The sequence below is a fragment of the Sphingobacterium sp. UBA1498 genome (genome assembly GCF_002325125.1).
Taxonomy (GTDB): domain Bacteria; phylum Bacteroidota; class Bacteroidia; order Sphingobacteriales; family Sphingobacteriaceae; genus Sphingobacterium.
Genome location: NZ_DCRG01000021.1, coordinates 134,215 through 147,175 on the forward strand (window position 1 = coordinate 134,215; position 12,961 = coordinate 147,175).

The window sequence follows — 12,961 nt, forward strand, 5'->3', positions numbered from 1 at the left end:
TCAGTTCTTTCAATAGGAAAGGACGTGTAATAACCAAGGGAATATAATAACCAATAAATCTTATTTAAATGCGCAACTTAACGTACGCTTTAAGTGGTCTGATGCTCTTCGCGATCGTGCAGCAGGGATTCAGCCAGACGAATAAAGCTCATTATGAAAAAACACCTACTGGTATTAAAGTTAGCTTCAAAAATTCGGAAACCTCCATTGATCAGGATGTCTATTTGGATGTCGTGACCGATAAGATCGTGCGTGTCACGGCTGTTCCGGCTGGTGCAGCCTTACCAGGACAAACAAGCTTAGTGATCGTCGATTCACTGCGCCGGCAAGTAAAATCACTCGCGGTAAGTTCGACCGACTCGACGGTACATGTACAAACTGCCAATATGCAGGCAGTAGTTTCCTTGATGAATGGTAAAGTGGAATTTTTTGACCTTAAGGGGCAATCCATCCTTAAAGAAGCAAAGCGGAATTCAAGTTCTTTCTTAGCCAATAGTTATCAGGGAGATGTCTTTTATCAACTTAACCAAGACTTTATTGTCGATCCTGAGGAAGGGATCTATGGATTCGGCCAGCATCAGAATGCCGTGATGAACTATAATCGCGGAAAACAGGTTTCGCTGCTGCAGTACAATACAGAAATCGGAATACCCTTTTTACTGTCCACCAACAACTACGGTATCTTATGGCACAATTATTCCATTACAAAAGCGGGCGATGTGAGACCATTATTGCCCTTAAATGCTTTTAAGTTGCAGTCCAAGGAAGGTGAGCCGGGCTGGCTCACTGCAACCTATGTAAATCGAAACAAAGTCAACGAGGTCTATTTATCCCGGCCGGAATCGATTATCGATTATGGCTATCTAACGGATCAGCACAAGTTTCCAAAGGGAGTAAATCTGGCCGACAGTAAGGTTATCTATGAGGGAAATTTCTCGTCGCCCTACACGGGCAGGCATGTGCTGCATTTTAAATATTCGGGTTATATGAAAGTCTGGATTGATGGTGAAGAGGTCGCCGACCGCTGGCGGCAATCCTGGAATGCTGGTACCTTTGAAATAGAAAAGGACCTGCAGAAAGATAAGACGCACCAGATCCGAATGGAATGGATACCGGATGGGNNACGCAAGCGGAAATTGAAGAGGTGGCAACCGAATTTCGCAAGCGCAAGATCCCGATCGACAATATTGTGCAGGATTGGTCTTACTGGTCTGAAAACGACTGGGGGAGTCAGAAATTTGATGGAAAGCGTTTTCCAGATCCTCAGGCCATGGTGAAGAAGCTGCATGATCAGCACTTTAAGATCATGATTTCGGCCTGGCCCAAAATCAATGAAGAATCTTCGGTATACCAAGAATTTAAAGCGAACAAATGGATCTATCCACGCAATATCTATGATGGTCGTAAAGATTGGATTGGAAAGGGTTATACCTCAACTTTTTATGACCCTTTCAACAAAGAAGCACGCGATGGGTTCTGGAAATTGTTGGACAACAACCTTTTCAAAATCGGGATCGATGCCTGGTGGATGGATGCCAGCGAACCCGATATTCATTCCAATATTGATCTGGATGAACGAAAGTCGGTTTTTCAGCCAAGTATAGGATCATCGGTGCGCTATTATAATGCGTTCCCTTTACAAAATGCTAAGGGCATCTACGAGGGACAGCGTGAAACAGACCCCAATAAACGGGTATTTATTTTGACACGCTCCTTTTTTGCAGGCCAACAGCGCTATGCCGCGGCGGCCTGGAGTGGCGATATTGCTTCTAGATGGCATGATATGAAAGATCAGATTGCAGGGGGCATCAATTTCTCGATGTCCGGTACTCCGTACTGGACAATGGATGCCGGTGGTTTTTTGGTTGAAAATAGATTTCACAAACCTAATGCGGTGGACTTGGAGGAGTGGCGCGAGCTGAATAGCCGCTGGTACCAATACGGGGCATTCTTGCCTTTGTTCAGGGCGCATGGACAATATCCCTACCGCGAGCCGTACAATATCGCTCCGGCAGATCATCCAGCCTATAAAAGCATGACTTATGCGATCGGCCTAAGGTATAAATTACTCGCCTACAACTACAGTCTTGCCGCAAAGACTTTTTTTGAAGACTATACGATGATACGTGGGCTTGCCATGGATTTTCCACAAGACAAAGATGGATTCGATAGCAATGACCAATACCTCTGGGGGCCATCTTTATTGATCAATCCAGTTACAGAAAAAGGGGCGACTTCACGCAAGATACATTTTCCGAAAGGAACCAGCTGGTATGATCTATACAATGGCAAGATGATAGCAGGTGGGCAGGATCTGCTTGTTGCGGCACCCTACGAACGTATCCCTGTCTATGTCCGGGCCGGATCTATATTACCTATTGGACCCGTTATGCAGTATACGACAGAGAAAAAGGCGGATGTGCTGGATCTTTATATTTATGCAGGGGCAAACGGTCAGTTTTCACTCTATGAAGACGAAGGCTGCAACTATAATTATGAAAAAGGAAGGTACAGCCGTATTGATTTCAGCTACGACAATTCGACACAGACACTTTCTTTGGCTAACCGTCGGGGAGATTTCGAGGGCATGTTGACCAAAAGAAAGTTCAATATCATTTTTGTCAGCGATAGCAACGCCGTCGGACTGGATGTTTCATCAAAAAAATCAACAGCAGTAACCTTTACAGGGAAAGCCGTACAGATCAAATTAAAATAATAGAAAACCAATTTATAAATCAAGACATATGATAAGCAAACAATTGTTGAGCAGGGGCGTGGCCGTCGTGGTCATGACCAGCGTGACCTCTTTGGTCTGGGCACAATCCTTCACCGGATCGGTTGTTTCGGCTGATTCAGGCTTGCCAATCGTGGGAGCGAGTATTAGCATAAAGAATCAGAAGATTTCAACCAGCAGTGATGAATCGGGCAGGTTTTCACTGAAGGCCAGCACAGGGACAGTATTGACCATTACCTACGTGGGGTATAGAACAGAGGAAGTTAAAGTTACCGGCCCCAATATGGTAATCCGCCTGCAGCCGCAAGCTTCTGATCTTGAAGAAGTGGTGGTCATTGGCTACGGTGTACAGAAGAAAAAATTGAATACAGGAGCCAATTTGAAAGTTGAGGGTGAAGAACTGCAGAAACGCAATCAGCTGAACCCGCTGCAGTCGCTTCAGGGGCAAGCACCGGGTGTATCCATTACATCAACTTCGGGTCAGCCGGGAGCAGATATGAAAGTCGTCGTCCGCGGACTGGGGACAATCGGTAACTCAGGTCCTTTGTATGTCATTGATGGTGTCCCAGGAGGAGATATTTCGGTCTTGAATGCGGCCGATATCCAATCTATCGACGTACTTAAAGACGCTGCTTCGGCTGCCATCTATGGGTCGCAAGCGGCAAACGGAGTGGTCCTGGTCACTACCAAAATGGGGGCAGCGGGTAAAAATGTGCTATCGTTTGATGGCTATACAGGCATTCAGAATGTTTCGCGTAAAGCGAAATTACTGGATGCAGATCAGTACAAGCTAATCATGAATGAGCAATCACTGAATTCGGGAGCCGCGCTGATTGATTTTAACAGCATGGAAGGTTTGGCCAATACCAATTGGATGGATTACATGTTCAAGGATAATGCAAAAACGGACAATTACAATTTTGGCCTGACCGGTGGGAATGAGAAATCCACCTACGCTTTATCCATGAACTATATTGGTCAGGAGGGAATTGTGGGTGGTAAGGACGTTTCCAACTATCAGCGTTATGGTTTCCGGACGAACTCGGAGCATAAACTTTTTGATAACTTTGTGAAAATAGGTCAACACCTCAACTTTAACTACATTAAGAATCGAGGCATCAGTGTCGGCAATCAGTACAGTAATACGCTGCGTGGTGCTTTTGCTACTTCGCCCTTGTCACCGGTGTATTCGGACAATGGCTTGTACGGAAGTCCTTTCAATGATACCTCCAATTCGCCCTGGTACAATGGGGACAGCAATCCATATGGGGTGATGATGACCAATTCGAACAACGCCAATGATGGTCAAAAATTACTGGCCGATGTATTTGCAGAGATCGAACCGATTAAAGGCTTAAAGGTCCGCTCACTGCTGGGGTTCAACTATTATGCTTCAGAATACAGAAGTTTTACGCCCTTATATCGCTTCTCCATCTACACCTACAACCAAGATCATACAACCACCTCGCAGAACATGAGCAAAGGTCATACGCTGACCTGGACAAATACCGCTTCCTATGACTTTGATATTCACACGGATCACCGTTTTTCGGCCATGGTCGGTATGGAGTCGCTACGTTACCAGGGAACTTACCTTTCGGGGGCCAACTGGAATCTGCTTTCGCAGTTCAACGATTTTGCACATGCCTATTTGGACAATACCACAGGCCAGGCACACCTGGATGAAAAAGGTAATGTCGTCGAAACGCGTACGGTGTCTGGAAAACCAGAGAACATCACCCGCAGGGTCTCGTATTTTGGACGCCTGGGCTATAACTATAAGGAAAAGTACCTCTTGAATGCTACATTGCGTGCCGATGGATCCTCTAAATTTTCGCGTAGCAACCGCTGGGGATATTTCCCTTCGGTATCGGCGGGCTGGGTAATTTCTTCTGAAGAGTTTTTTAAAGAGCATTTAGCGGCTGTAAACTTCTTTAAACTCCGTGCTTCATGGGGACAAGTTGGTAACCAGGATATTGCTGATTTTCAATATGCGGCACCCATCAGTACCTCAACTGGCATTACATCGTCCAACCCCGGCGCACATTATGTTTTTGGAACGAGCAACAATAATATCGCTGGGGCCTATCCGAGCCGCTTATCCAATCCGAATCTGACCTGGGAAACTTCCGAACAGACCAATATCGGATTTGATGCCAAATTTGCGAACAGCCGTCTGGATGTTGTTGCCGACTTTTATGTCAAAAAGACGAAAAACTGGCTGGTTACAGCGCCTGTTTTGGCGACAACTGGAACGTTGCCCCCTTTTATCAATGGCGGTGACGTGAAGAATACAGGGGTGGAACTGGGACTAAATTGGGCGGATAAGATCAATGAAGTCAAGTATCGTCTTGGGGTAAATGGTGCCTATAACAAAAATAAGGTGGGACAGATACCAACTGAAGATGGTATTATCCACGGACAGACAGCCATGTTATACGATAACTCGGAAGAATTTTACCGCGCCGCAAACGGCCTACCCATTGGCTACTTCTGGGGGTATAAAACAGACGGTCTATTCCAGAACCAAGCCGAGATCGACGCCTGGAAAACAGCCGGAAAAGGTATCCTTCAAGCGGATGTAAAACCGGGCGATGTGAAATATGTAGATCAGAATAACGATGGTATTATCAATGCCTCGGATAAGACAAATCTAGGTGTTGGCATGCCTAATTTTACCTATGGATTTAATATTGGACTGGATTATAAAGGATTTGATTTCTCGGTGAATGCCTACGGTTCCCTTGGAAACAAAATTGTACAGTCTTACCGCAATCATGCCAATAAACAAGCAAACTATACCACACGAATATTAGACCGATGGACCGGAGAAGGTACTTCCAGTAAGATCCCCCGTGTTACGGAAACTAATGTCAATTGGCAGTTTTCAGACCTTTATATTCAGGATGGAGACTTTCTTCGGATCAGCAATGTGACCTTTGGTTATGATCTGTCGAAGCTGATCAAATGGAAGTATGCTAATCAGATCCGGTTCTACGTACAAGGTCAAAATCTGTTCACGTTCACCAAATATGATGGGATGGATCCCGAGATCGGCTATGGAACAGATGGTTGGGTATCGGGTATCGACCTCGGCTACTATCCAAGACCAAGAACGGTATTATTTGGCCTAAATGTTAAATTCTAAACACAAGAAATCATGAAAAAAACGAGCTATATCTATCATTCCATGTTATTTGGGTCCTTAATTTTAGGATCGTGTTCATCTAGTTTTTTGGATGTCGAACCGATGACAAGCGTTTTGGAAAGCAATTTTTATAAAACCGTCGCCGATGCTGACATGGCGCTGGTTGGTTGTTACGATGGTTATCAACGGACGACCTCCAATGGGAGCCAGTCTTTCTATCTGACAGCAGAGGTGGCTGCAGACAATTGTTTTGGCGGAACAGGTACAACAGACGGTCGCTCATTTCAGGCAATAGACCGTTTTGATATTGCGCAGTCCCAATCGGACAACAATATCTTTGACGGCACCTGGTCGGATTACTATGCTGGAATTTTTAGGTGTAATACGCTGTTGGGAAAATTGGACGGTACTGATTTTTCGGGCAATACAACTGCACGGGCACGTATTGAAGGAGAAACGAAATTCCTGCGGGCCACCATGTATTTTGATCTCGTCCGCCTATTCGAAAACATACCTCTGCTTACAAGCCCAACCAATGAGAATATCCCGCAGTCGGACCCCAAAGCGATTTATCAGCTGATTGTTTCCGACCTTAAGTTTGCGGCAACCAATATCCCAGCCACAGCTTACCCCAAATCAGCTGCGGCAACCAATGATGGCCGGGCAACTCCCTTTGCTGCAAAAGCACTATTGGCCCGTGTCTATCTATTTTATTCCGGTTATTATGGAAAGGAAGATATCGGTATCTCCAAAGCCGAAGCCCTTGCAGGCTTAGAAGAGATCATTAGCAGTGGTCAGTATGCGCTGGTGGCCGATTTCAAAAATCTGTGGCCGGCAGCCAGTTATATTCCGAATGCAAGCAATAATACTCTAGACATCTCCAAATATGCCGGTAAGGGGAATGTTGAGGTGGTATTTGCACAGAAATTCAACAATACATCGAATTACAACGGTTATGTTGATGGCAATCGCTGGGTCGTCTTTCTGGGCCTACGTGGTAAAAATTGGTCGCCTTATGGCCAGGGATGGGGTGCATGTACGGTAAGCAAAAAATTCTTCAATGAGTTTGACAACACGGATACGCGCAAGACTGCTTCAATTATTGATATTGATGGCGAGAAGATTACGGGATTTGACCTGAAAGATCAGCGTGAGTATACAGGGTACACTATAAAAAAATACGCCCCCACAGCATTGCCGGACGGTACCAGCAATACAGGTGGCGATAAGGATATGCAATTGTCCCAAGACCAGGATTACTTTGTTATCCGCTACGCTGATGTCTTGTTGATGGCGGCAGAACTCGGTTCCGCAAATGCGCAGAAATACTTTGATGAGGTACGAAAAAGAGCCTATAAGACCAATTTTGTCTCCTTATCAGTTTCAAAAAATAATATTCTGAAGGAAAGAAAGTTTGAATTTGCGTTTGAAGGTGTCCGCTATTGGGATGTATTGCGGCAGGGGCTAAACAATGCTGCTGCTACACTGGAAACAACAGAAGATGTCCTCAGCGGTTCAGTACCGGAGAAGGTCACCGTAACTAAAGAGCGTTTTCTGACAACGAAAGGATTTATGCAGATTCCAAACAAGCAGATTACTCTTTCCAATGGCGTACTGAAACAAAATGCCGGCTGGAACTAGACAAAATCTTAGTAGAATTTGGTACCCGTTGAATTATAACTAGACAAACATGAAAAAGATATTCACATATGCCATCTGCTTCTTTGTAGCGATGGTACTTTTTGGAGCCTGTTCTCCGGAGAATTATACACTGGGGGACATCGATGTCACATCGGCACAGTTGGAGAAGGGAAAAGCCTTTACTGTTGAACATGATGCCAATAATCCCAATATAGTGTATTTGACAAGCTTGATGGATGCCAGATACACCCCATTGTGGGAACATCCACAAGGGCGGAGTCAAGAGAAAAAGGTAACCCTGAAAATGCCTTTTCCCGGTGAATACACCCTTAAATTTGGTGTCGAGACGCGTGGCGGGATTGTCTACGGTGAACCTGTAACATTTAAAATCGATCAGATGTATGCCGAATTTATCAGTGACGAGACCTGGACCTTATTGACGGGCGGGGCCGGGGAAGAGAAAACCTGGTACCTCGATCTAGATGCTGACGGTATCTCTCGTTACTTTAAAGGTCCGCTGTACTTTTACGGCACCGGTGACTGGTGGGGTAGCATCAACGAAACAGCTGCGCCTCTTAACAGCGATAGTTGGAGCTGGGAACCCGACTGGAAAGGCAATAGTTGGCTGATGCCTGCAGGCGATTATGGGAGTATGACCTTTGACCTGAAAGGTGGAGCAAACATCAATGTGAATCATGCCATGTTGGGTAAAGTACAGAAGGGGACTTTTAATATCGATACTGAAAAGAAAACCATCCGTATGACGGGGGCTTCGCCTTTACATGGAAAACCACAAGATGGGATCGTAGTCGACTGGGGTGATGTCCGTATTATGTCGTTGACCGAGAATACCATGCAATTAGCGGTATTGCGAGATCCGGTGCTTTCGAATGATGGAGCGGCCATGCTGACCTTTAATTTTATTAGCAAGGCCTTCAAGGAGAGTCTGACCGAAAATAGGTCGAATACCAAAATGAACAAATAAATGTATGTTGAAGCAATTATTTGACATGGGGTATAGCAGATTAATAGGTATATTGTTGCTATTATTGACGCTCACGGGCTCCGTGATTGGACAGTCCAGAAAGGTTATTGATTTTAATGGGGGCTGGTGGTTTAAACTGGATAGCAACCAGCAATATAGCGATGGACGAAAAGGAGAAAGCTGGCGAAAGCTCGATCTGCCGCACGACTGGAGCATCGAAATGCCTTTTAGAGAAAACAGTCCCGCAGGCAGCGGGGCTGCTTACCTCGATGGTGGCGTAGGCTGGTATCAAAAATCTTTTAAGCTGCCTAGCGCGGAGCGGGGCCAGCGGATATTTGTCGCATTTGAAGGTATATACGAAAACAGCGAAGTCTGGATCAACGGGCATTTCTTAGGGAAACGGCCCAATGGTTATATCGGATTCGAATACGAGCTTTCCCCTTATTTATACTGGGATGGTAGGGACAACCTGCTTTCAGTAAAAGTAAACAATAAGAATCAGCCCAATTCGCGTTTCTATTCGGGTTCGGGTATCTATCGGGATGTCAAATTAATCAGCCGGAATCCAGTCAGTATAGGAACGAACAGCACCTTCATAAGGGCTGAGCAGCTCAGCGAGAAACGTGCTGTCGTGGATCTTTCCCTGGAAATTGAGCACAGCCGTAAAGAATCAAAAAAGATGACGCTGCTGACGGAGGTCCTTTCCGCTCAAGGTGCTGTTATCGCAAGCAAACGTACATCTTTGAACGCCGTCAAAGCAGGTCTACATCCCATCGCTCAGCAGATTGTTCTCGAAAATCCCGTCTTATGGGATATTGAAAAGCCCTATCAATATACAGCAAAAATGCAGCTCATTGTGGATGGTGAGGTGCTGGATGAACAGCATACCAAATTTGGCTTACGCCATTTTAGATTCGATCAGCAGCAGGGCTTTATACTGAATGGAAGACAGCTTAAAATCCGAGGGGTCTGTTTACATAGTGACCTCGGCGCACTAGGCATGGCATTTAATCGGTCTGCAGCATTACGTCAGCTCCGCATGATGAAAGCAATGGGGGTGAATGGGATACGAACATCACACAATCCCTCGGCCCCAGCATTTTTGGACCTTTGCGATAGCTTGGGTTTCGTCGTGATGAGTGAAACATTCGATGTTTGGAAAGGTCGTAAAAATGCCTATGACTATCATTTATACTGGGACCAATGGTACAAGCGAGACTTCTCGGATCATGTCAAACGGGACCGGAATCATCCGTCGCTGTTTATCTGGTGTCTGGGCAATGAAGCACAGGAGCAGTGGCATTCCAAAGCTGATGGTACAGCTATTCCAATATCGTTAGCCGCAATCGTCGATAGCCTGGATGGCACACGCCCGACCGCCATTGCCAATAATGAGCTCTCCAAAGCCAATCCCGTACTCATGAGTACGGCGGTGGATTTAGTTGGCTATAATTACAACCATCACAAATGGGCAAGCTTCCCACAGGATCATCCGGGAAAGAAGTTTATTGTAACAGAAAGTACTTCGGCATTGGAAAGCAGCGGGAAATATGATTTGGTTCCTTACGATTCCATTCGTATGTGGCCTGAAAGATGGGATATTCCTTTTGATGGGGGCAACAGTGACAGGAGCATATCAGCTTACGACAATGTATTCACGCCTTGGGGATCAAGCCATCAGACGAGTTTGCGGCTAATGGAGAAGTACAGCCATATTGCAGGCATGTATGTGTGGACGGGTTTTGATTATCTCGGTGAACCCACACCATACACTTGGCCAGCGCGAAGTTCGTACTTTGGTATTGTGGATCTAGCTGGATTTCCGAAGGATGTTTACTACCTGTATCAAAGTGTGTGGACAGAAAAACCGGTTTTACATGTATTACCACATTGGAACTGGAAAAAAGGCGACCGAGTTGACGTGGTGGTCTATTTTAATCAGGCTGATCGGGTAGAGCTTTATCTAAACGACAGAAAAATACGAGAACAGTCCAAAGATCCAGATCGGTACGACCTTGTATTTAAAGGAGTGGAATTTGAGCCTGGTAAGCTCGAAGCGGTATCGTACCTTGGAAACAAGAAGGTACTCAGCAAGGCAGTACATACTGCGGAGAGCGCATATCGAATCAAACTAATGGCAGAAAATTCGATCGCAAAAAACGGCAGCGATGAACTATTCTTTGTGCAGGCCTTCATTGTTGATCAATATGATACTATTGTTCCGGATGCAGCTGATGAAATAGAATTTATGACAGATTCTGCCAACACAACGGTTATTGTCACTGATAATGGTAATACAGCCGACTTAACTAGTTTTCAATCAACAGCCCGAAGGGCATTCAACGGCAAAGCTTTGGTGATGATAAAAAGCAAAGAAAAAGGTAAAATCATCCTTCGAGCCAAAAGCAAGGGGCTTTTGGCTGATGAAGTAGTGTTGATGAGTGAGTGAATTATAATTCAACTTAACAGCAACAACTATTAACGCACTGTCTGCATAAATCATACTTTCAGTGCGTTAAATTACGTCCATAAAGGTCCTGGAGCGACAGCATTTACGCGAATACTTTTAATCTGCTCTAGAAGCATTTGTGGGAGATTCGGAACAGTATGTGGTGTACAGGAGATGCTGTACGCAAAAAGAATTGAGGATATATTTTGTCTATTCCCTGTTAATCATTCTATCAATATTCGCTTTAATGTCATCTAGATCAAAAGGTTTTGCTATAAAGCCATTTGCTCCATTTTCATTGGCTATGGTGGCGCCATCAACACTAGCGGAAAGTACTATAATAGGCAAATCCATTATTTTACCGTTTTTGCGAATCAGGCTTATCACCTGATCGCCAGACAACAAAGGCATCCAAAGGTCAAGCAGGAGCAGATCAGGTGAATGCATTTCTATCTGCTCAATTAACAGGGTACTATTGGCGACAGTGAAGACAACATAACCTTCCAATTCTAAATATAGCTCGAGAACTTCAAGTATTCCCTCGTCATCGTCACAAATCATTATTCGTTTAGCTTCCATGTATTTTTTGTTTTTGCATAATAGGTAATGTAAAATTAAAAGTAGCACCCTCATCAACCGACCTTTCCATCCATAATGTACCTTAATGATTCATAATGATTTCTTTGGATGTATAGAACCCAATACCTAAGCCTGGGAATTTCTTTTGTGTAAGTTGAAGGTGTTGCTTTAATTGCTTTACATTCGCGTTGTCTTTTATAATATTAGGGCGATAAACGACCTTATAGCAGGCTATAATAGCATAGTATCTACAAGGCAATTATACTTATCAGAAGAATTACAAATCATATGCCTTTAATACCGCTGACCGTATAAATCACGGGTAATTCAAGTAGTTTAACTCTTAAGAACCGCGGTAGGAAACTTTTTTAAATGGATTTAATTCAACAGAATCTGAGCGACATGGATACATGTTTAATTAAGGATACTGGAGATATTTCATTTAACTCCTTTTGTGCGCATTGGAATACAATATATTGCTGTAGATGCGGTAATAAATAAATCAGTCCTATCTTTTCCTCCAAAACACACGTTCGATGTCCAAGGTTCATTTATCTCAATATGTCCGATCAATTCACCTTTCGGGCTATAGATAGAAACACCTCTTCCAGTAAGGTAAATATTTCCTTGGCTGTCTAGGGTAAGTCCGTCAGAACCTTGCTCAATGACCGCTGTCTGACTACTTAATTTACCTTTAGACTCAATGACATATCTATACGTTTTATTCCGTTCAATGTCTGCTACATACAAATATCTTCCATCAGGCGAACCTACTATTCCGTTGGGCTTAGTGAGATCATCAGCCACCACAATTGGCTTCTTTCCTTTTCCGAAAGGAAGGTAGTATACTTTTTGCCCCGCTATCTCGGGTTTCTTTCTATCCCAATAATCACGCTGATAATAGGGGTCTGTAAAGTAAATGCCTCCTTTTTCATCCACCCATAGGTCATTTGGACCATTCAATTTTCTTCCATCTACAGCTGATAGCAGGACCGTAACCTTACCATCCATGTTGATTGACCAAATTTCGTTTTTCTCATCCGAACATGAAAGCAGTTGATTCAGATGATTAAAGTAAAGTCCATTTGCACGGCCTGAAGAATCTTTAAACAACGAAAGATCACCATTTGTGCTGTATTTCCAGATTTTGTTATTTGGCTGGTCAGTAAAATAAATATTCCCCTCCCGATCCACGGCAGGACCTTCTGTAAATGTAAACTCCCGAGATATTAATTTCAAGCTGTCTTGATTAAATAACTGCGCTCTTGTGTTTATTCCCCCTACCATGAAAAGGATGAATAAGAACGTATGAGAGTACCTGCAATAACTAACTGAATGTCCCATAGTAAAGTTTATAATTTCAAATTATTATCATCAATTAGCGTTCTACCATTAACGTGAAATGTCCTATTAATATACTTGCTA

The 12,961-nt window shown here is 44.1% G+C and carries 8 protein-coding genes; 6 read left to right on the top strand and 2 right to left on the bottom strand.

Features of this window, described 5'->3' with window-relative positions:
* Positions 1 to 68: 68 nt before the first annotated feature.
* From B3139_RS11785 to B3139_RS11810, 6 genes are read left to right on the top strand one after another with little or no spacing between them, the layout of a single operon-like run.
* On the top strand, positions 69 to 1,277 hold the full coding sequence (locus B3139_RS11785) for a PA14 domain-containing protein (RefSeq protein WP_293883253.1): 1,209 nt from the start codon (positions 69 to 71) through the stop codon (positions 1,275 to 1,277).
* The gene (locus B3139_RS11790; protein ID WP_349676348.1) at positions 1,178 to 2,716 is read left to right on the top strand and encodes a TIM-barrel domain-containing protein; all 1,539 of its coding nucleotides are present in this window, start codon (positions 1,178 to 1,180) and stop codon (positions 2,714 to 2,716) included. The genes B3139_RS11785 and B3139_RS11790 overlap by 100 nt, the downstream gene beginning before the upstream one ends.
* Before the next feature lie 28 nt (positions 2,717 to 2,744).
* A complete protein-coding gene (locus B3139_RS11795; protein ID WP_293883256.1) occupies positions 2,745 to 5,882 on the top strand; it encodes a SusC/RagA family TonB-linked outer membrane protein in 3,138 nt (1,045 codons plus the stop codon).
* A gap of 12 nt (positions 5,883 to 5,894) precedes the next feature.
* Complete coding sequence (locus tag B3139_RS11800; protein WP_293883259.1) at positions 5,895 to 7,523, top strand: RagB/SusD family nutrient uptake outer membrane protein; 1,629 nt, start codon at positions 5,895 to 5,897, stop codon at positions 7,521 to 7,523.
* 49 nt (positions 7,524 to 7,572) lie between these two features.
* Positions 7,573 to 8,508, top strand: a complete 936-nt coding sequence (locus B3139_RS11805; RefSeq protein ID WP_293883261.1) for a hypothetical protein — start codon at positions 7,573 to 7,575, stop codon at positions 8,506 to 8,508.
* Between the two features lie 4 nt (positions 8,509 to 8,512).
* Complete coding sequence (locus B3139_RS11810; protein WP_293883264.1) at positions 8,513 to 10,957, top strand: glycoside hydrolase family 2 TIM barrel-domain containing protein; 2,445 nt, start codon at positions 8,513 to 8,515, stop codon at positions 10,955 to 10,957.
* 210 nt (positions 10,958 to 11,167) lie between these two features.
* Here B3139_RS11810 and B3139_RS11815 read toward each other — a convergent pair whose 3' ends face one another.
* Both B3139_RS11815 and B3139_RS11820 read right to left on the bottom strand, forming a co-directional pair.
* On the bottom strand, positions 11,168 to 11,536 hold the full coding sequence (locus tag B3139_RS11815) for a response regulator (protein WP_293883266.1): 369 nt from the start codon (positions 11,534 to 11,536) through the stop codon (positions 11,168 to 11,170).
* A gap of 438 nt (positions 11,537 to 11,974) precedes the next feature.
* On the bottom strand, positions 11,975 to 12,775 hold the full coding sequence (locus tag B3139_RS11820; protein WP_293883268.1) for an SMP-30/gluconolactonase/LRE family protein: 801 nt from the start codon (positions 12,773 to 12,775) through the stop codon (positions 11,975 to 11,977).
* Positions 12,776 to 12,961 lie beyond the last annotated feature (186 nt).